This window comes from Streptomyces sp. NPDC002130 (genome assembly GCF_040296465.1).
In the GTDB taxonomy this organism is placed as follows: Bacteria; Actinomycetota; Actinomycetes; order Streptomycetales; family Streptomycetaceae; genus Streptomyces.
Window position 1 is genome coordinate 1 of sequence record NZ_JBEOXI010000076.1, and the last position, 22,596, is coordinate 22,596.

Genomic DNA, 22,596 nt, shown 5'->3' on the forward strand with positions numbered 1-22,596 from the left:
GTCGGAGAGGACCTTGTCGAACGGCATCGGTTCCTCGCGGGCCGTGAGCAGGAAGACCGGCCCTCGACACGCTGCGCGAGTTCGCCCGGGGGTGCGATGTGATCACCTTCGATCACGAACACGTACCCACCGAGCACCTCAGGGCCCTGGAGGCGGACGGCATCCCCGTCCGCCCCGGCCCCGACGCGCTCGTGCACGCCCAGGACAAGGGGGTGATGCGCGCGAAACTCGACGCGATCGGCGTCCCCTGCCCCCGGCACCGGATCGTCTCCGATCCGCAGGACGTGGCCGCCTTCGCGGCGGAGGGTGGGGGAGGCTTCCCGGTCGTCCTCAAGACCGTCCGCGGCGGCTACGACGGCAAGGGCGTGTGGGTCGTCGACTCCGTCGAGGAGGCCGCCGACCCGTTCAAGGCCGGTGTCCCGGTGCTCGCCGAGGAGAAGGTCGACTTCCTGCGCGAGCTCGCCGCCAACGTGGTCCGCTCCCCGCACGGCCAGGCCGTCGCCTACCCGGTCGTCGAGTCCCGCCAGGTGGGCGGCGTCTGCGACACGGTCATCGCCCCGGCGCCCGACCTCGAGGAGGCCCTCGCCCTGGAGGCCTCCGAGATGGCGCTGAACATCGCCAAGGAGCTCGGCGTCGTCGGGCACCTCGCGGTCGAGCTGTTCCAGACCCGCGACGGGCGGATCCTCGTCAACGAGCTCGCGATGCGCCCCCACAACTCCGGCCACTGGTCGATGGACGGCGCCGTCACCAGCCAGTTCGCCAACCACGTCCGCGCGGTCCTGGACCTGCCCCTCGGCGACCCGCGCCCGCGCGCCGAGTGGACGGTCATGGTCAACGTCCTCGGCGGCGACTACCCGGACATGTACTCCGCGTACCTGCACTGCATGGCCCGCGACCCCCAGCTCAAGATCCACATGTACGGCAAGGACGTGAAGCCCGGCCGCAAGGTCGGTCACGTCAACACCTACGGCGACGACCTCGACGACGTGCTGGAGCGCGCCCGTCACGCAGCCGGCTACCTGAGAGGCACCATCACCGAATGAGCCCTGTTGTTGGCATCGTCATGGGGTCGGACTCCGACTGGCCCGTCATGGAGGCCGCCGCCAAGGCCCTCGACGAGTTCGAGATCGCCTACGAGGTCGACGTCGTGTCCGCGCACCGCATGCCGCGCGAGATGGTCGCCTACGGCGAGCAGGCCGACGCCCGGGGGCTCAAGGTGATCATCGCCGGGGCGGGCGGCGCCGCCCACCTGCCCGGCATGCTCGCCTCCGTGACCCCGCTGCCGGTCATCGGCGTGCCCGTGCCGCTGAAGTACCTCGACGGCATGGACAGCCTCCTGTCCATCGTGCAGATGCCGGCGGGTGTCCCCGTCGCCACGGTCTCGGTCGCCGGTGCCCGCAACGCCGGTCTGCTCGCGGCCCGCATCCTCGCCGCGCACGACGAGGAACTGCGCGGCCGCATGCGCGACTTCCAGCAGGAGCTGAACGACCAGGCCACCGAGAAGGGCAAGCGCCTGCGCTCCAAGGTCGAGGGCGCGGGCGGCTTCGGCTTCGGCGCGGGGAAGTGACGACGATGACCTCCCAGGAGGCGGCCCGGGAACTCCTGCGCGAGTTCCCGGTCGTCGACGGCCACAACGACCTGCCCTGGGCCCTGCGCGCACAGGTCCGCTACGACCTCGACGCCCGGGACATCGCCGCCGACCAGAGCGCCCATCTGCACACCGACATCCCCCGGCTGCGCGCGGGCGGGGTCGGCGCGCAGTACTGGTCGGTGTACGTCCGCACGGACTCGCCCGCCCCGGTCGCGGACACGCTCGAACAGATCGACTGCGTGCGGCAGTTGCTGGCCCGCCACCCCGAGGACCTGCGTCCCGCGCTCACCGCGGCCGACATGGAGGCCGCGCGCGGGGAGGGCCGTATCGCCTCCCTCATGGGCGCGGAGGGCGGGCACTCCATCGCCAACTCCCTGGGCACCCTGCGGGGCCTGTACGGGCTCGGCGTGCGCTACCTCACGCTGACCCACAACGACAACGTCGACTGGGCGGACTCCGCGACCGACGAGCCGAAGGCCGGTGGCCTGACCGCGTTCGGCCGTGAGGTCGTCCGGGAGATGAACCGGCTCGGGATGCTCGTCGACCTGTCCCACGTGGCGGCGACGACCATGCGGGACGCGCTCGACGCGAGCTCGGCCCCGGTGATCTTCTCCCACTCGTCCGCACGGGCGGTGTGCGACCACCCGCGCAACATCCCGGACGACGTCCTGGAGCGGCTGCCCGCCAACGGCGGCGTCGCGATGGTGACGTTCGTGCCGAAGTTCGTGCTCCAGGCGGCCGTGGACTGGACGGCCGCGGCCGACGAGAACATGCGCGCCCACGGCTTCCACCACCTCGACACCACCGCGGAGGCCATGAAGGTCCACCGCGCCTTCGAGGAGCGGAACCCGCGCCCGGTCGCGACGGTGTCGACGGTGGCCGACCACCTGGACCACATGCGCGAGGCGGCCGGCATCGACCACCTCGGCATCGGCGGCGACTACGACGGCACGGCCTTCACCCCCGACGGCCTCGCCGATGTCTCCGGCTACCCGAACCTCCTCGCGGAACTGCTCGACCGCGGCTGGTCCAAGGCCGACCTGGCCAAGCTGACCTGGAAGAACGCGGTCCGCGTCCTGGACGCTGCGGAGGACGTCGCCCGGGGTCTGCAGGCGACGCGGTCGCCGTCCAACGCCACGATCGAGTCGCTGGACGCGCCCGCCGGCTGAGCGTCGAGGGCGGGGTGGCCGGTGCAGCCGGTCGCCCCGCCCACGTACATGAAGGAGTTCCTCGCGCGCGAGGAACTCGTGCAGCGGATGGCCGTTGGCGGCGTGCGCGCCGTACTCCGAACGCCCCGCCCACCAGGAACCACGTCCCGCTCCGTGCGACGGTGACCGTACCTCACGAGCGACCGTACGGAGCCGCCATGGCAGATCTCCAGGACGACCTGCGCACCGCCGCCGCGGCCGCCGGCGAGTTCGACGAGCTGGCCGAGCCGTACCCCGACGAGGGCCATGTCACGGCGGAGTCCTACGAGCCCGTCTCCGACCCGGACGACGCGCCCCTGACCCGGGCCCGCGCCATCCTCGCCGCCCACCCCGTCGCCGACGGCTACAACGGACTGCCCTGGGCGCTCAAGCGCCTGTCCTGGTACGACCTGGAGGACGGCGAGAGCACCGTCGACACGGATGTGCCCCGGCTGCGCAGCGGCCATGTGGGCGCCCTGTTCTGGTCGTTGCACCTGCCCGAGGGCCTCGACGGCGACCGGGCCGTCGGCGCCACGCTGGAGCAACTGGACCTGGCCAAGACCGTCGTGCGGACCTGCGAGGAGGGTCTGCGGCCGGCCTGCACGGCCGGGCAGGTCGCGGACGCCCGCAACTGCGGCCGCGTCGCCGTGCTCCTCGGCCCCGCCGGTGCCCCGGCCCTGGGCGACTCGCTCGGCATCCTGCGCCAGCTGCACCTGCTCGGCCTGCGCGTCCTCACCCTGACCGGGGTGTCCTGGGCGAGTGACGCGGGGCTGACCCGGTTCGGTGAGGAGGTCGTGCGCGAGATGAACCGCCTCGGCGTGATCGCGGACCTCTCGGGCGCCTCCGCGCAGACCCTGCGCCGGACCCTGAGCCTCTCCCGGGCCCCCGTGCTGTGCAGCCGCTCCGCGGCCCGGAGCCTGCGCCCCCACCCCGCCAACCTCCCCGACGACCTGCTGGTTGAGCTGGGCGCGGCCAAGGGGCTGTGCCTGGTGCCGCTGACCGCCGAGCAGGCGGGCCCCACCGTCCGCGATGTCGCCGACCACCTCGACCACATCCGGGACGTGGCCGGAGCACACTGCGTCGGCCTGTCCGGCACCTACGACTCCGGGGCGGCCCACCCGCAGGAGCTCGGCGACACCTCCTGCTATCCGCGGCTGGTCGCCGAGCTGCTGCGGCGCGGCTGGGAGGAGGCCGATGTGGCCCTGCTGGCCTGGGGCAACGTCCAGCGCGTCCTGCGAGGGGCCGACTTCGCGGCCCGCGCCGCCCAGCAGCGCCGGGAGCCGTCGACGGCGACGATCTCGGAGCTGGACGGGTAGCGGGCTCGTAGGCCGGGCGGGCTGGTCGGGCCGGACGCCGCCGGGGCGGGCCGGACGCGCCGGACTGCTTGTCGAGCCGGGCGCGCGGGCGTGCTTGTCGGGCCGAGCGGGCTCGTCGGGCCGGGCGCGCGGGCATGCTTGTCGGGCCGGACGCGCCGGTCGTGCTGCTCCGGTCAGTCGTTCCGTCCGCCCCGGAGCCGTCCTGCTCGGCTAGTCGTGCTCGATCCGGCACAGGCAGAACGGGTGTCCCACCGGGTCGGTGTAGACGCGGAAGTCCTTCTTCTCGTAGTCCTCCTTGTCCAGCACCCGCGCGCCCAGCGCCAGCACCCGCTCCTCGGCCGCGTCGATCTCGTCCCAGGTCGACCCGGCGTCGAAGTCCAGGTGGAACTGCTGGGCGTCGTGGTCGGCCCGCGGCCACTCCGGCGCGGTGTAGTCCGGGGAGCACTGGAAGGCGAGCCGGGGTCCGCCGGGGACGCGCAGCACCACCCAGTCGGGGTCGTCGTCCTCCGGCGTACCGCCGCCGACCTGCGCGTAGAAGCGGGCCAGCGCGCGGGGGTCGGGGCAGTCGACGACCACGGAACGGAAACGTGCCACGGCGGACATGGGCCCTCCAGGGGTCAGCAGGCGCAGAGGCAGAACGGGTGCCCGGCCGGATCGGCGTAAACCCGGAAGGACCGCTTCCGGTCCTCGGCGTCCAGCGCCTTCGCGCCGAGGGCCAGCACGCCCTTCTCGGCCGCGTCCACGTCGTCCACCACCAGGTCGAGGTGGAACTGCTGCGAACCGTCGGGGGAGGGCCACTGCGGCGGTACGTGTCCGGGAGCGGACTGGAAGGCCAGGGGGGTGCCGCCCGGCACCTTCAGGTCGATCCACACGTCGTCCCCGTCGGTCTCCACCGTCGGCGTGCCCCCGAGCACCTCGGCGTAGAAACCGGCCAGCGCGTGCGGGTCGGGACAGTCCAGGACGACCACACCCAGCTTGGCGAGAGCCATGACTTCCTCCTCGAAGTCGATGTTACCCGCAGAGGCGGGTAACCAGTAACCGTTACTGCATGCTCCCCCATTGGCGGTAACCTCGCAAGGGAATTCGCGAGAGGTACGGTCCAGCCATGACGGAGAGATCGCCCGCGCCCGGCGGCCTGACCCTGGTCGAGGCCCTGGTGAACACGCTGGACATCGAGTCCGGCGTCGACGCGCTGGACACGCCCGAGGGCCGGGAGCGCCTCGGCGTCACCGCGGACGAGACCGACCGGGCCCGCACCCTGCGCGAGTCCCTGCGCGCGACCCTGCTCGCCCACGCCGGCCACCCGCCGCACCGCGAGGTCACCCCGCTCGGCGTGCTCCTGGCCGAAGCCCCGCTCCTCGTCACCGTCGACGCGGCGGACGGCTCGGCCGCCCTCGCCCCCGCCGACGACCGCTCCCTGCACGCACGCGTGGCCGCCGCCGTCGCCGAGGCCCTGGTCGCCGGCACCTGGACCCGCCTCAAGGCGTGCGAGGCCGCCGACTGTCACTGGGCCTACTACGACCGCAGCCCGGCCGGCCGTGGCCGCTGGTGCTCCATGCAGGTCTGCGGGGCCCGCGCGAAGATGCGCCGCTACCGGGCCAAGGAGGTGTAGCCGCCCCGCCGCACGTCCGGGTGGTGCAGAATGCACGAAGACGCCGGTTCGGCCGACTGAGCCTCGGCCGAACCGGCGTCGCCTGTGTCGCGCCTCTCGCGCTCAGGCCCTGGGACGCCCCATCGCCCGGTACGTCCAGCCGGCCTTGCGCCAGAGCTCCGGGTCCAGGGCGTTGCGGCCGTCCAGGATGACCCGCGCCGCCGCGACCTCGCCGAGGGCCTCGGTGTCCAGCTCCCGGAACTCCCGCCACTCCGTCAGGTGCAGCACGATGTCGGCGCCGCGCACGGCGTCCAGCGCCGAGTCGGCGTAGCCGAGGGTGGGGAACACACCGCGGGCGTTGTCCATGCCCTTCGGGTCGTAGACCGTGACCTGGCCGCCCTGCAGGTGGATCTGCCCGGCCACGTTGAGCGCGGGGGAGTCCCGCACGTCGTCCGAGTCGGGCTTGAAGGTCGCGCCCAGCACCGCCACCCGCTTGCCCAGGAACGGCCCGCCGCCCAGCGCCTGCCGGGCCAGCTCCACCATCTGCCCGCGCTGGCGCATGTTGATCGAGTCGATCTCCCGCAGGAACGTCAGCGCCTGGTCCGCGCCCAGCTCACCGGCGCGCGCCATGAACGCCCGGATGTCCTTCGGCAGACACCCGCCGCCGAAGCCGATCCCGGCCCGCAGGAACTTCCTTCCGATCCGGTCGTCGTACCCGATGGCCTCCGCCAGCTTGGCGACGTCCCCGCCCGCGGCCTCGCACACCTCCGCCATCGCGTTGATGAACGAGATCTTGGTGGCGAGGAAGGAGTTCGCGGAGGTCTTCACCAGCTCCGAGGTCGGGAAGTCCGTCACCACGAACGGCGAGCCCTCGGCGATCGGCGTCGCGTACACCTCCCGCAGCAGCTTCTCGGCCCGCTCGCTGCGCACGCCCACCACGAGACGGTCGGGGTGCAGCGTGTCGTTGACCGCGAAGCCCTCGCGCAGGAACTCCGGGTTCCACGCCAGCTCGGCGTCCTCCCCGGCGGGCGCGTGCGCGGCCAGGTAGGACGCGAGGCGGTCCGCGGAGCCCACCGGCACGGTCGACTTGCCGACGACCAGCGCCGGACCGTGCAGATGCGGGGCGAGCGAGGCGATCGCCGAGTCGACGTAGCTCATGTCGCAGGCGTACTCGCCGTGCCGCTGCGGGGTGTTCACACAGACGAAGTGCACATCGCCGAAGGCGCCGACCTCGGCCCAGTCCTGGGTGAAGCGCAGCCGGCCGCTGGAGCCCTCGATGCCGGCCACGTGCTTGCGCAGCAACTCCTCGAGGCCCGGCTCGTACATCGGGGCCTCGGCGCGCTCCAGCTTCTCGATCTTCTCGCGCACGACGTCGAGGGCGAGAACCTCGAAGCCCAGTTCGGCCATGGCCGCCGCGTGTGTCGCGCCGAGATAACCGGTGCCGATCACGGTGATCTTCAGGGCCATGGGTGCTCCAGGGGTCTACGGCATGCGGTGCGCGCCCGAGCATAGCCGGGGCATGGCGGCGCGCCTCACTGGGCAACTTCTCCGCTGTCGCCTAGCTCACGTATCACTCGGGTGGGCGACCCCATAAACTTTTGATTACTTAACGGTAGTTAGCGCCACCATCGCAGCGTTTTGGAGCGTGAGAGACCTTGGCCGGATCGGCTGACTTCGACCTGTACCGCCCGTCCGAGGAGCACGACATGCTCCGTGACGCCGTCCGCTCGCTGGCCGAGGCGAAGATCGCGCCGCACGCCGCCGCGGTGGACGAGGAGGCCCGCTTCCCGCACGAGGCGCTCAAGGCGCTGGTCGCGAACGACCTGCACGCCGTGCACGTACCCGAGGAGTACGGCGGCTCCGGCGCGGACGCGCTGGCCACCGTCATAGTGATCGAGGAGGTCGCCCGCGTGTGCGCCTCCTCCTCCCTCATCCCGGCCGTGAACAAGCTGGGCTCCCTGCCCGTGATCCTCTCCGGCTCCGAGGACCTGAAGAAGAAGTACATGACCCCGCTCGCCAAGGGCGAGGGCATGTTCTCCTACTGCCTCTCCGAGCCGGACGCCGGCTCGGACGCCGCCGGCATGAAGACCAAGGCCGTCCGTGACGGCGACCACTACATCCTCAACGGCGTGAAGCGCTGGATCACCAACGCCGGCGAGTCCGAGTACTACACGGTGATGGCCGTCACCGACCCGGAGAAGCGCTCCAAGGGCATCTCGGCCTTCGTCGTCGAGAAGTCCGACGAGGGCGTCTCCTTCGGCGCCCCCGAGAAGAAGCTCGGCATCAAGGGCTCCCCGACCCGCGAGGTCTACCTCGACAACGTCCGCATCCCCGCGGACCGCATGATCGGCGAGGAGGGCACCGGCTTCGCCACGGCGATGAAGACCCTCGACCACACCCGCATCACCATCGCCGCCCAGGCCCTCGGCATCGCCCAGGGAGCCCTCGACTACGCCAAGGGCTACGTCCAGGAGCGCAAGCAGTTCGGAAAGCCGATCGCCGACTTCCAGGGCATCCAGTTCATGCTGGCCGACATGGCCATGAAGATCTCGGCCGCCCGCGCCCTGACCTACCAGGCCGCCGCCGCCTCCCAGCGCGTCGACGCCGACCTCACCTACCTGGGCGCCGCCGCCAAGTGCTTCGCCTCGGACGTGGCCATGGAGGTCACGACGGACGCCGTCCAGCTCCTCGGCGGCTACGGCTACACGCGCGACTACCCGGTGGAGCGCATGATGCGCGACGCCAAGATCACGCAGATCTACGAGGGCACGAACCAGGTCCAGCGCATCGTCATGGCGCGCAACCTGCCGTAGCCCGGCTCCGGGGGCCGGAAGCTCCGGCCCCCGGCGTTCTCACAGGAAGCGCCGGATCGGGGTCACCGCTGCCTCGGCCAGGCGCTCGGCGAGGGGCCGCCGCTTCCAGCGGGTGGGGTCGATGGGCTCGCTCCGCTCGCGGTCGGCCTCGAAGTCGGCGTCGAGCCGCGCGGTGAAGTCCTCGTCGAGGACGGCCAGGACGACCTCCTCGTCGTGCTCCATGGAGCGGCGGTTGAAGTTCGTGGAGCCGATGAGGGAGCAGACCCCGTCCACCGTCATGATCTTCGTGTGGAGCATCGTCGGCTGGTACTCCCGCACGTCCACACCGGCGTCGACGAGCGTCTGGTAGTGCTGCCGTCCGGCCAGCAGGCACGCCCGCTGGTCGGTGTGCGGTCCGGGAAGCAGGATCTCGACCCGGACCCCGCGACGGGCCGCCGCGGCCAGGAGGTCGATGAAGTAGGCGTCGGGGGCGAAGTAGGCCGTGGCCAGCCGCAGGCGCTCCTGTGCCGAGGTGATCAGGACCCGCAGGACCGTCTGCATGTCCTGCCAGCCGAAGGAGGCCGAGCCTCGCACGACCTGGACCGTGGCCTGTCCCGGCTGCTCCTGGGCGGTGAAGCGGTCGTGCTCGTCGTAGAGGTCGTCATGGCACTCGGCCCAGTTCTGGGCGAAGGCCGCGGCGATGCCGTCCACGGCGGGCCCGCGGACCTGGACGTGGGTGTCGCGCCACTCGTCGGGGTTCCGCGCGTCACCGCACCACTCCTCCGCGATGCCCACGCCCCCCGTGAAAGCCGTGTGCTCGTCGGTGACCAGCACCTTGCGGTGGCAGCGGTGGTTCTGCCGCATCGGTGACACGCGCGTGGGTCTGCGGAACCAGGCCACCTGGACGCCTGCCTCGTCCATGGCGTCCAGCAGGTCCCGCTCTATCTCCTTGGCCCCGAAGCCGTCCAGCAGCAGCCGCACCCGGACACCCGCGCGGGCCCGCTCGGCCAGAGCGGCGGCGAACTCGTGGGCGACCTCGCCGCGCCAGTACACGAACGTCATCATGTCGACGGTGTGCTCGGCGGCCCGGATGGCGGCCAGCATCGCGGGGAAGATCTCGTCGCCGTTGCGCAGCGGCAGCAGCTCGTTGCCCTCGGTCGCGGCGATGCCGATCAGCCGCTCCAGCCGTCTGCGCAGCCGCTGCTTCTGCTCCTCCGGACCTCTGAGGCCTCTCGGACCGCGCTGACCGTTCTGATCGCTCTGATCGCTCGCACCCGAGGTCCGCGGTTCGTCGTACGTCTGCTGTGTCATGTGTGGGTCTCCCCCTGCACGGTTTCGCCGCCCCGCCCTGCCGCGCCGGGCCCCGGCGCGCCTGCAACCCCTTTTTGCCGCTGTCGGCGCTTTCACGCAGAGCCCGCTGAGTCATGCCTCAAACGCACATGGGAGGGCCCGCCCTGTGGTGCTCATGGGGCCGGAGGCGTAGGACGAGAGGAGCGGGCGCCGATCCGCGGCTCCCGCCATCCCCTGGGAGGACGTCATGACCCAGCAGCCCGCCACCACCACCCCGCTGAGCAAGGAGATGCAGGACTGCGTCCAGACCTGCATGACCTGCCACAGCGTGTGCGAGGAGACCATGAGTTCCTGCCTGCAGATGGGCGGCCCGGCCCAGATGCAGATCATGCGCGCGGTCATGGACTGCGCCGAGATGACGCGCATGTGCGCCGACATGATGATGCGCCGCTCGCCGCTCATGGCCGAGATGTGCGCGATGTGCGCCCGGGCCTGTGACATGTGCGCCGAGGCGTGTATGTCCATGCCGGAGGACGCGCAGATGATGCGCTGCGCCGAGGCCTGTCGCCGCTGCGCCGAGTCGTGCCGCTCGATGTCGGGCGCCTCGATGTGAGAACCGCCTCATGGCGAAGGGGGCACCCGCCCGGGTGCCCCCTTCGCGTCGCCTGCCCGCTCAGTTGCCGGAGACGGTGACCTTCTCGTCGTTCTTCAGCTCGTTCACCAGCGTCTTCACCTTCGCGGTGTCCCACTGGAGGTTGCCGTTGGCGGTGTTGCCCGCGATCGGCATGTTCATCGACTTGCCCTCGCCGCCGCTGACGCCCTTCATCGCCCAGAACATGTCCGCCAGGTCGAACAGGCCCATGTCCTTGTCGACCACGAGGGTGTCGAGGCCGGCGCTCATGGTCGGGTACAGCTTGAAGGGGTTCATGACCGTGCCCGGGGTGGCGACCTGGTTGGCCAGGGCCGAGAGGAACTTCTGCTGGTTCTTCGTACGGTCCAGGTCGGAGCCGGCGAGCGCGTAGCGGGTGCGGACGAAGGCGAGGGCCTGCTCGCCGTTCAGCGTCTGCTTGCCCTTCTTGAGGTCCGCGCCGGACTTGGTGTCCTTGATGTCCTGCGGGATGTCCATCTCGACGCCGCCGACAGCGTCCACGATGTTCGCGAAGCCGGCGAAACCGATCTCCACGTAGTGGTCGATGTGCAGGCCCGTGTTGGCCTCCACCGTGCGCACCAGCAGCTCCGGGCCGTCCTCGGCGTAGGCCGCGTTCAGCTTCGTCTGGCGGCCCGTGGCCGGGTAGAACTTGCCGGAGTCGGAGCCCTTGAACGACGGGATCGTGACGTTCGAGTCGCGCGGCAGCGAGATCAGGGTCGGGGCGCCGCCGCCGGTGTGAAGGATCATCATCGAGTCCGTGCGCTTGCCCTCGGCGGACCCGGTGTGCAGTTTCTTCTTCTCCTCGGCCGACATGCCCTTGCGGCTGTCGGAGCCGACGATCAGGTAGTTCGTGCCCTCGCCCGCCTCCGGACGGTCGATGACCTTCGACAGGTCGACCTCGCGGTTGAGCTTGGAGTCGGCCCAGAAGTACGTGCCGACGCTCGTCACGACCAGCAGCGTCACCAAAGTGATGGCCGTCACCTTGATGCGGCGGCGCCAGTCCGGCGCGGGACGCGGCTCGTACATGCCGTCGCCCGGGCCGCCGGGGCCTCTGCCGCCGGGAGAGCCGTAGACCTGGCCGGTGTTGTAACCGCTGTCGTAGCCGTCACCGGGGCCGTAGCCGCCGCCGTCCACGTAGGACGGCTGCTGCGGTACGCCGCCGCCGTACGGCGGGGCCCCGCCGTAGCCCGCCTGCCCGGGCGATGCCGCCGGGCCACGGCGGACCTGCCGCATGACGCGGGCGCTCTCGGGCTGTGCGCTCGAGCTGCCGCGTCCGAAGCGGTTGCCGCGGTTGTCACCGGAGAATCCCTCGGGCCAGTCATTCATGCGCCCAGTGTGCAGGTCCCCGTAGTGCGCCATACAAGAGTCGTCGGAAAATCAGAGCACGGCTGTGGCGAAGCTGACACAAAACCCCCACGCGCAGCCTCGGCTTAGGGTAGAGGCCATGACAGACCAGGCCCCAGCTGCGGATTCCGGCAGTCCGGATATCCCGGGCAAGCCGACTTCGGCGTCCCGCACCACCCTCAGCCACATCATGACCCACAACGACACGAACCTTCTGGGGACCGTGCACGGTGGGGTGATCATGAAGCTGGTCGACGACGCGGCGGGGGCCGTGGCCGGACGGCACTCCGGCGGGCCGGCGGTCACCGCGTCCATGGACGAGATGGCGTTCCTGGAGCCGGTCCGCGTCGGCGACCTGGTCCACGTCAAGGCGCAGGTCAACTGGACCGGCCGGACGTCCATGGAGGTCGGGGTCCGGGTCCTGGCCGAACGCTGGAACGAGTCCGCCCCGCCCACGCAGGTCGGCTCCGCCTACCTCGTCTTCGCCGCGGTCGACGCCGACGGCAAGCCCCGCCGGGTCCCGCCGGTCCTCCCGGAGACGGAGCGCGACAAGCGCCGCTACCAGGAGGCCCAGATCCGCCGCACCCACCGCCTGGCCCGCCGCCGCGCGATCATGGACCTGCGCGAGAGACGCGCGGCGGAGGGCTTCGAGGACTGACCCGGGCCGCCCGAGCTCCCGGGCCCGGGGCCGGACCACCCAGCTCGCCGGGGCCGAACGACAGGCTCGCCGCGCCCGGCGTCGGGCTTCCGGGCCGGACGGCACGATCCAGGGCCGAGCGTCAGGCTCCCGGGCCGGACGGCACGATCCAGGGCCGAGCGTCAGGCTCCCGGGCCGGACGGCACGATCCAGGGCCGAGCGACAGGCTCCCGGGCCGAGTGTCAGGCTTGCGGGGCCGGGCGACGCGTGCCCAGGGCGTCGAGCGTCAGGCTTGCGGGGCCGGGCGACGCGTGCCAGGGGCGCCGAGCGTCAGGTTTGCAGGGCCGGGCGACGCGTTCAGGGGCCGAGCGCCAGGCCTCAGGGCAGGACGGCCGGTCCTAACCGCACGCCACCTCGTCCCCCCGCACCACCCCGAATTCGCCCTGCCCCGGATCCTCGGCCCGCACCTTGCGGACGCGTTCGAAGTCCTGGCCCGCGATCACCTTCAGGGTCGCGCCCAGGCCCGCGACCGCGCGCAGCTCGCTGCCGGGCAGGGCGGTCGCGAGGGACTTCGCCGAGCGGTCCCAGCGGGGGTCGTAGGCGACGACCGTGCGCTTCACGTCGCGGGTGGCGGCGTTCGCGGGCGCGCGGGTCGTGCGGAAGCCCGTCGCCGCCAGGGCCGCGTCCACCCTGCGGCCGAGGCCGGGCGTGCGGGTGCCGTTCTCCACCTGGACGCTGATCTGCTGCGGGGCGACCGGGACGACCCGGGCGGCGCCGCGCGGCCGGTGCACCGACAGCGGCTGGTCCTTGCGCAGGGCGTGGAAGAGGCGCTCCGCCTTCACGGGGTCCCACTTCAGCGTGGAGCCGACGCCCTTCACGGCGTACCCCATCTGCCCGACCGGGACGGTGGTGAACTCGGAGGAGGAGGGGGAGAAGTTCCGCATGGCGCGGCCCAGGTCCAGCATCTCGTCCGTGCCGAAGCCCTTGTCGGCCCGTACCGAGCCCAGCACCGCCCGCGTCACGTCCCGGAACTTCATCGGGTTGAGGAGGATCCCGGACGAGGTGAGCCGTTCCACGAGCGCCGCCATGAAGCGCTGCTGCCGCTTCATGCGGCCCAGGTCGGAGGCCCCGTCGACATGGCGGGCACGGACGAACTGGAGCGCCTGCCCGCCCCGGAGCGTGTGCCGGCCGGCCGGCAGGTCCAGGCCGGTGTAGCTGTCCTTCAGCGGGTCGGCCGTGCAGATCTGCACGCCCCCGACCACGTCCACCGTCTTCATGAAGCTGGTGAAGTCGACCTCCAGATAGTGGTCGATCTTCACCTTGGTCATGTGCTCGACGGTGCGCACGGTCAGCTGCGGCCCGCCCTCGGCGTACGCGGCGTTCAGCTTGAGGGGGTGTCCGTCGTGCCGCTTGCCGGACGTACGGTCGACATGCGCCGGCGTCACCGCGTACGAGTCGCGCGGCAGGCTGACCACGCTGGCCCGGTCCCGGTTCTCCGAGATGTGCACGATCATGATCGTGTCGGTGCAGTGGCAGGGTGCGCCGCCCAGCCGGTACGTGCGGCGCTCCGCCTGCCCGATCCTCTCCCGGCCGTCGGTGCCGACGAGCAGGAGGTTCATGCCGTGGCCCGCCTGCGGGCGGTTCTTCATGTCCTTGAAGGGGTCGACCCGGGCGATGTCCGCATCCAGGCTGGTCATCACCGCGTGCCCGATGCCGGCGGAGGCGAGGACCACCACGGACAGTGTGGTGACCGCCCGCAGGGCCCAGCGCGGCTTGCGCGCGGGCGGCGCCGGCCTGCGCGGAGCGCGGCGGGGGGACGGGGGCTGCGGGCGGCGCTGGGGGCCGGCGGTGGACCGGGAGGACCGCGGCGGCGTGGGCATGGGAACACCTCCGGACGACGGCCGTACGTGGGATCTGTGAAACCGTAGGCCGATACGATCTGCGGCCTGCGGTACCGCCCCGGCGGCGCGCACCGGTGTCCCCCGTTCGCGGTAACGTGACCCCCCTATGAACGCCAATCCCGACGTGCGGCTCCCCGCCGTTTCCGTGATCATGCCCGTCCTCAACGAGGAGCGGCATCTGCGGGGAGCAGTCCAAGCGATCCTCGCGCAGGAGTACGCCGGCGAGATGGAGGTCGTGATCGCCCTCGGTCCGTCCACGGACCGCACGGACGAGATCGCCGCCGAGCTCGTGGCCGAAGACGCGCGTGTCCACACCGTCCCCAACCCCACCGGCCGTACGCCCGCGGCGCTGAACGCGGCGATCAACGCCTCCCGGCATCCGATCGTCGTCCGTGTCGACGGGCACGGCATGCTCTCGCCGAACTACATCGCGACCGCGGTACGGCTCCTGGAGGAGACCGGCGCGCAGAACGTCGGCGGCATCATGCACGCCGAGGGCGAGAACGACTGGGAGCACGCGGTCGCCGCCGCGATGACCTCGAAGATAGGGGTCGGCAACGCCGCCTTCCACACCGGCGGTCAGGCGGGTCCGGCCGAGACGGTCTACCTGGGGGTGTTCCGGCGCGAGGCGCTGGAGCAGCAGGGCGGTTACAACGTGGAGTTCATCCGCGCCCAGGACTGGGAGCTGAACTTCCGCATCCGTGAGGCGGGCGGCCTCATCTGGTTCTCGCCCGAGCTGAAGGTGTCGTACCGGCCGCGGCCGAGCGTGAAGGCGCTCGCCAAGCAGTACAAGGACTACGGCCGCTGGCGGCACGTGGTCGCCCGCTTCCACGAGGGCTCGATCAACCTGCGCTACCTCGCCCCGCCGGCCGCCGTGTGCGCGATCGGGGCCGGGATCCTGGTGGGCGCCCTGCTGACGCCGTGGGGCTTCGTGGTGCCGGGCGGCTATGTCGCGGCGATCGTGCTCGGCTCGGTCCCGGCGGGCAAGGGCCTGCCGCTGAAGGCGCGGCTGCAGATCCCCGTGGCGCTGGCCACCATGCACATGTCGTGGGGCTGGGGCTTCCTGACCAGCCCGCGGGCGCTGGCGAGGAAGGTCATCGCATCCCGGCGCCCCGCGGTGTGCGCCGACGCCGCCGCGAGCTGACCCGACGCGGCCAGGGGCCCCTTCCCGGACGGGGAGGGGCCTTTGGTGTGCACGCACGCCGGAGTCGGCGCCTCCCGTGCGCCGCCGCCCCGTCGGGCGGGCGTGCCCCGGAGGGTCCGGGGACGCTCACGACGTGACGACGGCGGCGAAGAGGAGGACCGGACCGGCGCGGGCGAGCCGCGTGTGCGGGTCCCGTCCGGTCAGCGGGCCCCGGCGGCGGCCGCGGCCTTCAGGATGGTGCTCTTGCGTTCCCTGAGCGTGTTCAGCAACTGCTCGTTCTTCTCGATCGCCCGCTCCTGGTACGCGACCTCGACGGCGTACCAGACGCCGATCACGTTGTGCTCGCGTTTGCAGGCGACATCGGCCTGGGCGACGCGGATCTCCTCGGACGAGGCGGCGGCCGACGTGGTGAACCGCTTGTCCTCCACGGCGCCCATGGGGGAGGAATAGGAGTAGCCCCGTTCCTTCATACAGGCGGACCAGGCGGTGAACGCCTTCTTCACCCGGGAGTCCTTCTGGGACTCCTGGTAGGCGAAGCCGGCGAGCTGGTCGGCGAACTCCTCCTGGTCCGGGTGGACCTTGGGCCCCTTGGAGGCGAGGTCGCGCAGGGATTTGCCCCAGCAACCTCCCTTGGGGATGGCCTTGCCGTTCTGCTTCGCCTGAGCGTTCTGCCCCTCACGCGGGCCGAACAGCACGAGCGACTCGGCGCTGGAGTAGTTCTCCTTCGGCGGCTTGGGCCCACGCGCGGCGGGGTCCGGGTGGTAGCCGAAGCGGGAGGCCTTGTCCGGGTCGGACACCCCGTAGCGGTTGGCGTCCCGCAGGGCCTTGTCGCCCCGGTACGGCGGCCGGGGTTCCAGGTCGAAGCCGTAGTCGCGCATGCACGCGGCGGCGAGCAGGTCCTCGCCCTGCCGCCTGGTGCGCAGTTCGGCATCGGTCCAGGCGTACGCCTCCAGGGGCAGTTCGAGATTGACCGAGGCGGCCATGCTGGGGGTGGCGCTGACCTTCGGTGGGTTCTTGAAGTCGACCGGCGGGGCGGCGCTGGAGCGGGAGCCCGGCGTGTCGTCGTCCCCGGAGCCCGAGGAGCAGGCGGTCAGCCCGAGGGCGGCGCACACCAGCGCCGCCCCGAGCCGTCGTGCGGTGGTACTGCGCGGCATGGGTTCGTCCGCGTCCTTAGAAGGGCTCGTAGCTGGAGGCGTTGTTGTTCTGCAGCCAGCCCGGGGTGTTGCGGCGCACACCGTCGCAGGTGTGGTTGTGGCGCTGCCCGTTGAAGTTGGAGTTGAAGAAGATCGCGTAGTTGTAGCGGGTGCCTTCGCACTTCGCGGACGACGCGTTGTTGCCGGCGACCTGGCCCTTGCCCGCGCCGCTGGAGCGGAACACGTCGTCGTGGTGGCTCGGCTCCTCGTCGTAGTAGTCGACGTAGGACGACGCGCCGTACTGGGTCGAGTGGTAGTACATGCACAGCTCGCCGCTGTCACAGCGGCCGTCGTTGTAACCGGCCTGGGCCGGCGCCGAGCTGAGTGCCAGCGTGCCGAGCGCGATCGCAGCCGCGGCGAAGAAGGAACGACCTCTCATCAGTTTCTCCCCGTTTCCTGTGAGGGTTGTGTGCCCAACGGCGCAGGATCCTCGCATGGGGTGTTCATGAGAGTGCAAGCGCCGTGACGCTTGTGACTCAAAAACGATCACCATGGCCGTAAATAATCGGTCGTCAAGTGGCTTTGATAACAACTAACTTGACTTTGACCGAACGAAAATGGTCATGTCGGCGTGACCATGACGGTGTGAAGGTGCCCGCCGGGTGGGGTGGAGGTCGCACCTGACGCACGTCGTCCGTTGCTGGGGGAGTGTCAGTTGTCGAAGCAGGGGGAGAGCTCCGGCCTGACCCGGCGCAGGCGGTCGCTGACCGCGCTGGCCGTGGGATCGGTCGTGCTCGTCGGTGCCGCGCTGTGGACGTCCGCCTACGTGAAGTCGCCCGCGCAGGCCGCGGCCGAGGCCCGGCCACCGGCTCCCGACGTCCTCACCGCGCCCGTCGAGCGCCGCGTCCTCGCCGACACGGTCGTCACCCGGGGCACGGTCTCCGCCTCCCAAACGGTGGACATCGCGCCCGCGGGCACCGCCGCCGAGGACGTGGCCCGGCCCGTCGTCACCAAGGTGATGGTGCGCTCCGGCCAGACCTTCCGCGGCGGCCGCGTCCTGGTGGAGGTCTCCGGCCGCCCGGTCTTCGCCCTGCGCGGCGAGCTCCCCGTCTACCGCGACCTCAAGCCCGGCTCCCGCGGCGACGACGTACGCCAGCTGCAGCAGGCACTGCGTGACCTCGGCCACGGCACCGGCGCCGACGCCACCGGCACCTACGGCCCCGGCACCAAGCAGGCCGTCGCCGCGCTGTACGCCGCCATCGGCTACGAACCCGTCACCGCGGGCGGCGGCAAGGACGGCGCCGATCCGCTGGAGGGCGCCCGCGACGAGGTGAAGAGCGCCCAGCGCGCCCTCGACCAGCTGCTCGGCGACAAGGCCGACGCCGACGAGATCCGCTACGCCCGCGAGGACCTCACCGAGGCGAAGACCGCACTGGCCGAGGCCGAGGCCGTCTCGGGGCCGATGGTGCCCGCCTCCGAGGTCGTCTTCCTCTCCGGCTTCCCGGCCCGCGTCGACAGCATGACCGCCAAGGTCGGCACGGCCGCGGGCGAGAAGCTCGCCACCGTCTCCGCCGGCCGGCTCGTCGTCACCGGCTTCCTCGGCGCCCAGGAGAAGGACCTCGTCCGCCCCGGCCAGAAGGTCGAGGTGCTGTCCGAGGTCTACGGCCAGGAACTCACCGGCACCGTCGGCACGGTCGCCGACACACCCACCGTCCCCGAGGCGGACGGCGGCGGTGACGGCGCGGCCGCCGCGGCACCGGCCGGACAGGGCTACGCGGTCACCGTCAAGCCCGACTCAGCCCTCCCGGCCCGCCTGGCCGGCCAGGACGTACGGCTCACCGTCGAGGCCGGCTCCTCCGACGGCAAGGTGCTCGTCGTCCCGGTCTCCGCGCTGTCCGCCGGCGCCGACGCGCGCACCACCGTCACGGTGCTGGACCGCTCCGGCGAGCGACGGCGCGTGGAGGTGCGGCCCGGCACCTCCGGTGACGGCTACACCGCCGTGACCCCGGTGGGCGGCGCCCGGCTCGAGGCCGGCGACAAGGTCGTCGTCGGGGTCCGGTCCGCGGCGGGCGACGGGACCGCCAGGTGAGCACGGCCGGCGCACCGCCGGTCATCGAGTTCCGCGGGGTGGGGCTGACCTATCCCGGGCCACCGCCCGTACCGGCCCTGAAGCCCTGCGACCTGACGGTGCGGCAGGGCGACTACGTCACGGTCGTGGGCCCCTCCGGGTCCGGCAAGTCGACGTTCCTCAACATCGCGGGGCTGCTGGACGCGCCCACCGAGGGCCGGTACCTGCTCGACGGCATCGACACCGGCCCCCTCGCCGACGGCGAGCGCACCGGGCTGCGCGGGCGGCGCATCGGCTTCGTGTTCCAGAGCTTCCACCTGCTGCCGCACCGCTCCGCGCTGGAGAACGTCGAGCTCGCCATGGTCTACAACGGCGGCGCCCGCCGCGGCCGCAGGGAACGCGCCCGCGAGGCGCTGCACCGGGTGGGCCTCGGCCACCGCACGGACGCGCTGCCCACCCGGCTGTCCGGCGGTGAACGCCAGCGCGTCGCCATCGCCCGGGCCCTGGTCGCCCGGCCGTCCCTGCTGCTGTGCGACGAGCCGACCGGGAACCTCGACACGCAGACGGCGGAGTCGGTCCTCGCCCTCCTCGACGAACTGCACGCGGACGGCATCACCCTCGTCGTGATCACCCACGCCCCGGACGTCGCGGCCCGAGGCCGGCGGACCGTCGCCATCCGGGACGGGGTGCTGACGGAGCAGGTGGGAGTCTGATGCCGACCCTCAGGAACCTCAGAAACGTCGGTGCCCTCAAGAGCCTCCGCGTGCCGGGCCTCGGGAAGGCCGCCCGGCGCGTACCCCGGGGCGAGCGCTCCCGGTTCAGCCCCCGGGACCTGCTGGCGGAGTCCGTCGCCGGCATCCTCCAGCGGCCCGCCCGCTCCGCGCTGACGGCGCTCGGCACGGTGCTCGGCGTCGGCACGTTCGTCGCCGTCCTCGGGCTGACCGCGACCACGTCCTCGCAGATCGACTCCCGCTTCAACGAACTGACCGCCACCGAGGTGACCGTCGAGGACACCGGCGGCGAGCAGCCCGAGTTCCTCGCCAACGCCTTCCCGGCGGACGCGGACCGCCGCATCGAGGCACTGGGCGGCGTCCGCGAAGCCGGCGTCTACTGGCCCGTCCGGCTGGGTCCGGGCACCACCGTCGGCGCCGCGCCCCCCTCGGCCGGCGCGGCGGGGGAGGAGGCGCAGGTCGTCGCCGCCTCGCCTGGAGCCCTCGCGGCGGCCGAGCCGAGCCTGGCACAGGGCCGGACCTTCGACGCGTACCACGACCGGCACGGGGAGAACGTCGCCGTGATCGGCTCGGGGCTCGCCTCCCGGCTGGGCATCAGCACCCTGGAGACCGCCCCCGCCGTCTTCGTCGGGGACCGGGCCTTCACCGTCATCGGCATCGTCGACGACGTGGAGCGCAAGGCCGACCTGCTGCTGTCGGTCGTGGTGCCGCGCACCACCGCCGAGAAGATCTGGGGCGGACCCCAGAGCGGCGAGCGGGCCAAGATGCTCATCTCCACCGACCTCGGCGCCGCCCGGCAGATCGCCTCCGAGGCGGCACTCGCCCTCGACCCGGCCCACCCCGAGCACTTCAAGGTCGTACCGCCGCCCGACCCGAAGACCCTGCGCGGCAGTGTCACGTCCGACCTGAACCAGCTCTTCATGCTGCTGGCCGGGATATGCCTGGTCATCGGGGCGGTCGGCATCGCCAACACCACGCTCGTCGCCGTGCTGGAGCGCACCGGGGAGATCGGCCTGCGCCGCGCGCTCGGTGCCCGCGGCCGGCACATCACGGTCCAGTTCCTCGCCGAGTCCGGCGCGCTCGGCGCACTCGGCGGGCTGGTCGGCACGAGCCTCGGCACGGTGACCGTCGTCGTCATGGCCGTCCACCGCGAGTGGACGCCCGTCATCCATCCGGCGACGGTCGTGACCGCCCCCCTGGTCGGCCTGGCGACCGGCGTGCTCGCCGGCCTCTACCCGTCCTGGCGCGCCAGCCGCATCCAGCCGGCGGAGGCACTGCGCCGCTGACCCGCCCCCGGGTACACAACGGGGCCCGCCGTCCTCCCGGACGGCGGGCTCCGCTCTCTCATGCCGCGGAGACGTTCACCACCGGTAGGGCTTGTACACGTCCATGCACTCCGTCTTGTCCGCGGTCAGCGCGTCCGCGGAGTCGGGCAGGTCGCCCGCCGCGGGAACCTTCTGCTTCGGGTAGGCCGTGCCCTCCCGCCAGTCGCTGCCGATGACCAGCGTGGTGGTCACGTCGTCCGTGGCCCGCACCTGGCTGCTCGGCACGCCGACCGCCTTCGCCACCGACAGCGCGTTGGCCCGGCCCTGCTCGCCCGTGCTCTTCGGGTACGTCACCTGTGTCCGGGCCTGCGGGTCCTGCCCGCTCGCGGCGACGGCCCGGGTGAAGCCCTCGCGCTGCAGCGCCGCCACGACCGCGGCGGCCCGCTGGGGAACGGCGGCCTGCTGGTCACTGGCCGTGCCGTTGACGACGGACACCGACAGCCCCGCGGCCGGCGCGGCGGCGGGCCCGGTGGCCTTTGCCGAAGCCGAAGCCGAAGCCGAAGCCGAAGCCGAGGACGGGCCCGAGTCCGTGGCCGCCCGCGCCTTGCCGCTCTTGTCGAAGGAGACGTCGTCGCGGAGCATCGCCCACAACGTGTCGGCGTCCTCCGGCTTGGGCACCAGATGGTTGCGGTTCAGGGGGTCCTCGATCCACGGCATCGTCGTCATCGTGATGCGGTTCGTCGGGACCGACTTCAGCTGCATGCCGACGTCGTACAGCTCCTTGACCGTGCCGATCTCCTCGGACACCTTCAGCGCCTTCGTGCCCGCCTCGGCCAGGCCCATCAGGCGGCCGGTGTCGGTGAAGACGTTCTGCTCCTTCAGCGTCCGGATCATCGCGTTCATGTACATGTGCTGCGCCTTGGCACGCAGCGGGTCACTGCCCCAGGCGTGGCGGGTGCGCAGCCACTGCAGCGCCTCCTTGCCCTGCACCTTGTGCGTGCCGGCCTTCAGCTTCAGTCCGGAGCCACCGCCCTGGCCGGGCAGCGGCCGGTCCCACACGTTCTGGTTGACGCAGACCGGGACACCGCCGATGGCGTCCGCCATGTCCACCACTCCGGCGAAGTCGACCATCATCCAGTGGTCGATGTACACACCGGTCAGGTTCTGCCAGGTGGCGAGGGTGCAGCCCGGCCCGCCGCGCTGGAGCGTCTCGTTGATGATCGTGTTCTTCGCCGGGTACTTCTCCCCGGTGTCGGGGTCGACGCACTTGGGGATGTCCACCCGGGTGTCCCGCGGGATGCTCACCACGGACGCGCTCTCGCGGTCCGCCGAGACGTGCAGGAGCATCTGCACGTCCGCCAGAGGCTTGCTGCCGACGTTGTCCCGGCCGCCGCCGAGCTTGACGTTCTCCGCCGAGTTCCGGCTGTCGGAGCCGATGAGCAGGATGTTGAGCGGGGTCTGGCCCGCCGCGTTGGGATCGGCCTTCTTGACGTCGGACTCGCCGCTGTTGCGCTTGCCCTTGTCGATGTTGCCGTTGAGATGGCGGTAGTAGAGGTATCCGGCGCCGGCCGTCCCGAGTATCAGGACCGACAGCACGATCGCGGACCAGCGCAATATCCGGCGTCCGCCGCCGCGCCGCCGGCCGTGCCGACGGCTGCGGCCGCCTCTGTCCCCCTCGCCCCCGCCCGCGGAGGGCGCCGCCGTCCCCGGACGCTCGTCCTGGGCCGGGCCGCCCGAACCGTGCCGTGTGCCGCCTGCGCGCACGTCACTCTGCGCCATACCCCTGCCTCCCCACCCCAATGGCCGACCACGGGGTCCGCCCCGCGTCGTGTTCGGATCACGGGCGACCCGTGTCCGTCCGGACCACGGGTTCCCCCACTGCTCCGCCGGAGCACGGTCGTCCCCGCTTCTGGTTGGACCTTCGACATGCCCGATCGGATGTACACCCGGTCGAATC

Annotated in this window: 20 protein-coding genes and 1 pseudogene; 12 read left to right on the forward strand and 9 right to left on the reverse strand. The window is 71.9% G+C overall.

Annotation, left to right across the window (positions count from 1 at the left end; genetic code table 11):
• Nucleotides 1-62 precede the first annotated feature (62 nt).
• From ABT116_RS16870 to ABT116_RS16885, 4 genes and pseudogenes are all read left to right on the forward strand, one after another.
• Nucleotides 63-1,043: pseudogene (locus ABT116_RS16870) on the forward strand (5-(carboxyamino)imidazole ribonucleotide synthase); the annotation flags it as partial.
• Nucleotides 1,040-1,567, forward strand: coding sequence for a 5-(carboxyamino)imidazole ribonucleotide mutase (gene purE / locus ABT116_RS16875; RefSeq protein WP_107092465.1), 528 nt, complete (start codon nt 1,040-1,042; stop codon nt 1,565-1,567). The pseudogene ABT116_RS16870 and the gene purE, both read left to right, overlap by 4 nt.
• 5 nt (nt 1,568-1,572) lie before the next feature.
• Nucleotides 1,573-2,760: a dipeptidase gene (locus tag ABT116_RS16880; RefSeq protein ID WP_351633621.1), complete on the forward strand. Its 1,188-nt coding sequence runs from the start codon at nt 1,573-1,575 to the stop codon at nt 2,758-2,760.
• Between the two features lie 197 nt (nt 2,761-2,957).
• Nucleotides 2,958-4,094, forward strand: a complete 1,137-nt coding sequence (locus ABT116_RS16885) for a dipeptidase (RefSeq protein ID WP_351633623.1) — start codon at nt 2,958-2,960, stop codon at nt 4,092-4,094.
• 210 nt (nt 4,095-4,304) lie between these two features.
• On the opposite strand, the gene ABT116_RS16890 is transcribed toward ABT116_RS16885, so the two are convergent.
• A complete protein-coding gene (locus tag ABT116_RS16890) occupies nt 4,305-4,697 on the reverse strand; it encodes a VOC family protein (RefSeq protein ID WP_351633625.1) in 393 nt (130 codons plus the stop codon).
• Between the two features lie 14 nt (nt 4,698-4,711).
• Nucleotides 4,712-5,083 carry a VOC family protein gene (locus tag ABT116_RS16895; RefSeq protein ID WP_351633628.1) on the reverse strand — a complete coding sequence of 124 codons (372 nt, stop codon included), beginning with the start codon at nt 5,081-5,083 and terminating at the stop codon, nt 4,712-4,714.
• A gap of 116 nt (nt 5,084-5,199) precedes the next feature.
• On the opposite strand from ABT116_RS16895, the gene ABT116_RS16900 reads away from it, so the two are divergent.
• Nucleotides 5,200-5,706 (forward strand): CGNR zinc finger domain-containing protein, encoded by a 507-nt coding sequence (locus tag ABT116_RS16900; protein WP_351633630.1) that lies wholly within the window; start codon nt 5,200-5,202, stop codon nt 5,704-5,706.
• Between the two features lie 102 nt (nt 5,707-5,808).
• Here the strand turns inward: ABT116_RS16900 and ABT116_RS16905 are convergent, their stop codons facing one another.
• Complete coding sequence (locus ABT116_RS16905) at nt 5,809-7,152, reverse strand: UDP-glucose dehydrogenase family protein (RefSeq protein WP_351633633.1); 1,344 nt, start codon at nt 7,150-7,152, stop codon at nt 5,809-5,811.
• A gap of 188 nt (nt 7,153-7,340) precedes the next feature.
• Between ABT116_RS16905 and ABT116_RS16910 the strand changes: the two genes are divergently transcribed.
• Entirely contained in the window at nt 7,341-8,498 is a 1,158-nt protein-coding gene (locus tag ABT116_RS16910) for an acyl-CoA dehydrogenase family protein (RefSeq protein WP_351633636.1), read from the forward strand.
• A gap of 39 nt (nt 8,499-8,537) precedes the next feature.
• Here the strand turns inward: ABT116_RS16910 and ABT116_RS16915 are convergent, their stop codons facing one another.
• Nucleotides 8,538-9,788 carry a phospholipase D-like domain-containing protein gene (locus ABT116_RS16915; protein WP_351633638.1) on the reverse strand — a complete coding sequence of 417 codons (1,251 nt, stop codon included), beginning with the start codon at nt 9,786-9,788 and terminating at the stop codon, nt 8,538-8,540.
• Between the two features lie 226 nt (nt 9,789-10,014).
• Between ABT116_RS16915 and ABT116_RS16920 the strand changes: the two genes are divergently transcribed.
• Nucleotides 10,015-10,380: a four-helix bundle copper-binding protein gene (locus ABT116_RS16920; protein ID WP_104780261.1), complete on the forward strand. Its 366-nt coding sequence runs from the start codon at nt 10,015-10,017 to the stop codon at nt 10,378-10,380.
• Nucleotides 10,381-10,440: 60 nt separating this feature from the next.
• Here ABT116_RS16920 and ABT116_RS16925 read toward each other — a convergent pair whose 3' ends face one another.
• Complete coding sequence (locus ABT116_RS16925) at nt 10,441-11,742, reverse strand: LCP family protein (RefSeq protein ID WP_351633641.1); 1,302 nt, start codon at nt 11,740-11,742, stop codon at nt 10,441-10,443.
• Between the two features lie 118 nt (nt 11,743-11,860).
• Here ABT116_RS16925 and ABT116_RS16930 point away from each other — a divergent pair, with 118 nt between their 5' ends.
• Nucleotides 11,861-12,418: an acyl-CoA thioesterase gene (locus ABT116_RS16930; protein WP_351633644.1), complete on the forward strand. Its 558-nt coding sequence runs from the start codon at nt 11,861-11,863 to the stop codon at nt 12,416-12,418.
• 377 nt (nt 12,419-12,795) lie between these two features.
• Here ABT116_RS16930 and ABT116_RS16935 read toward each other — a convergent pair whose 3' ends face one another.
• A complete protein-coding gene (locus tag ABT116_RS16935) occupies nt 12,796-14,277 on the reverse strand; it encodes an LCP family protein (protein ID WP_351633647.1) in 1,482 nt (493 codons plus the stop codon).
• A gap of 127 nt (nt 14,278-14,404) precedes the next feature.
• Here ABT116_RS16935 and ABT116_RS16940 point away from each other — a divergent pair, with 127 nt between their 5' ends.
• On the forward strand, nt 14,405-15,442 hold the full coding sequence (locus ABT116_RS16940) for a glycosyltransferase family 2 protein (protein WP_351633650.1): 1,038 nt from the start codon (nt 14,405-14,407) through the stop codon (nt 15,440-15,442).
• A gap of 200 nt (nt 15,443-15,642) precedes the next feature.
• Here the strand turns inward: ABT116_RS16940 and ABT116_RS16945 are convergent, their stop codons facing one another.
• Both ABT116_RS16945 and ABT116_RS16950 read right to left on the reverse strand, forming a co-directional pair.
• A complete protein-coding gene (locus ABT116_RS16945; RefSeq protein WP_351633653.1) occupies nt 15,643-16,596 on the reverse strand; it encodes a hypothetical protein in 954 nt (317 codons plus the stop codon).
• A 16-nt stretch (nt 16,597-16,612) separates the two neighbouring features.
• Entirely contained in the window at nt 16,613-17,014 is a 402-nt protein-coding gene (locus ABT116_RS16950) for a hypothetical protein (RefSeq protein ID WP_351633655.1), read from the reverse strand.
• Between the two features lie 276 nt (nt 17,015-17,290).
• Here ABT116_RS16950 and ABT116_RS16955 point away from each other — a divergent pair, with 276 nt between their 5' ends.
• From ABT116_RS16955 to ABT116_RS16965, 3 genes are read left to right on the forward strand one after another with little or no spacing between them, the layout of a single operon-like run.
• A complete protein-coding gene (locus ABT116_RS16955) occupies nt 17,291-18,664 on the forward strand; it encodes a peptidoglycan-binding protein (protein ID WP_351633658.1) in 1,374 nt (457 codons plus the stop codon).
• A complete protein-coding gene (locus ABT116_RS16960; protein WP_190899515.1) occupies nt 18,661-19,356 on the forward strand; it encodes an ABC transporter ATP-binding protein in 696 nt (231 codons plus the stop codon). Before ABT116_RS16955 ends, ABT116_RS16960 begins: the two co-directional genes overlap by 4 nt.
• Complete coding sequence (locus tag ABT116_RS16965) at nt 19,356-20,660, forward strand: ABC transporter permease (RefSeq protein WP_351633662.1); 1,305 nt, start codon at nt 19,356-19,358, stop codon at nt 20,658-20,660. The genes ABT116_RS16960 and ABT116_RS16965 overlap by 1 nt, the downstream gene beginning before the upstream one ends.
• A 75-nt stretch (nt 20,661-20,735) precedes the next feature.
• Here the strand turns inward: ABT116_RS16965 and ABT116_RS16970 are convergent, their stop codons facing one another.
• Entirely contained in the window at nt 20,736-22,418 is a 1,683-nt protein-coding gene (locus tag ABT116_RS16970) for an LCP family protein (RefSeq protein WP_351633665.1), read from the reverse strand.
• Nucleotides 22,419-22,596: the final 178 nt, after the last annotated feature.

Coding starts and splice junctions, on each gene's coding strand:
- ABT116_RS16940 (WP_351633650.1), top strand. CDS start 14,405: ATGAACGCCAATCCCGACGTGCGGCTCCCCGCCGTTTCCGTGATCATG.
- ABT116_RS16925 (WP_351633641.1), bottom strand. CDS start 11,742: ATGAATGACTGGCCCGAGGGATTCTCCGGTGACAACCGCGGCAACCGC.
- ABT116_RS16920 (WP_104780261.1), top strand. CDS start 10,015: ATGACCCAGCAGCCCGCCACCACCACCCCGCTGAGCAAGGAGATGCAG.
- ABT116_RS16880 (WP_351633621.1), top strand. CDS start 1,573: ATGACCTCCCAGGAGGCGGCCCGGGAACTCCTGCGCGAGTTCCCGGTC.
- ABT116_RS16970 (WP_351633665.1), bottom strand. CDS start 22,418: ATGGCGCAGAGTGACGTGCGCGCAGGCGGCACACGGCACGGTTCGGGC.
- ABT116_RS16945 (WP_351633653.1), bottom strand. CDS start 16,596: ATGCCGCGCAGTACCACCGCACGACGGCTCGGGGCGGCGCTGGTGTGC.
- ABT116_RS16930 (WP_351633644.1), top strand. CDS start 11,861: ATGACAGACCAGGCCCCAGCTGCGGATTCCGGCAGTCCGGATATCCCG.
- ABT116_RS16900 (WP_351633630.1), top strand. CDS start 5,200: ATGACGGAGAGATCGCCCGCGCCCGGCGGCCTGACCCTGGTCGAGGCC.
- ABT116_RS16885 (WP_351633623.1), top strand. CDS start 2,958: ATGGCAGATCTCCAGGACGACCTGCGCACCGCCGCCGCGGCCGCCGGC.
- ABT116_RS16935 (WP_351633647.1), bottom strand. CDS start 14,277: ATGCCCACGCCGCCGCGGTCCTCCCGGTCCACCGCCGGCCCCCAGCGC.
- ABT116_RS16915 (WP_351633638.1), bottom strand. CDS start 9,788: ATGACACAGCAGACGTACGACGAACCGCGGACCTCGGGTGCGAGCGAT.
- ABT116_RS16895 (WP_351633628.1), bottom strand. CDS start 5,083: ATGGCTCTCGCCAAGCTGGGTGTGGTCGTCCTGGACTGTCCCGACCCG.
- ABT116_RS16965 (WP_351633662.1), top strand. CDS start 19,356: ATGCCGACCCTCAGGAACCTCAGAAACGTCGGTGCCCTCAAGAGCCTC.
- ABT116_RS16905 (WP_351633633.1), bottom strand. CDS start 7,152: ATGGCCCTGAAGATCACCGTGATCGGCACCGGTTATCTCGGCGCGACA.
- purE (WP_107092465.1), top strand. CDS start 1,040: ATGAGCCCTGTTGTTGGCATCGTCATGGGGTCGGACTCCGACTGGCCC.
- ABT116_RS16950 (WP_351633655.1), bottom strand. CDS start 17,014: ATGAGAGGTCGTTCCTTCTTCGCCGCGGCTGCGATCGCGCTCGGCACG.
- ABT116_RS16890 (WP_351633625.1), bottom strand. CDS start 4,697: ATGTCCGCCGTGGCACGTTTCCGTTCCGTGGTCGTCGACTGCCCCGAC.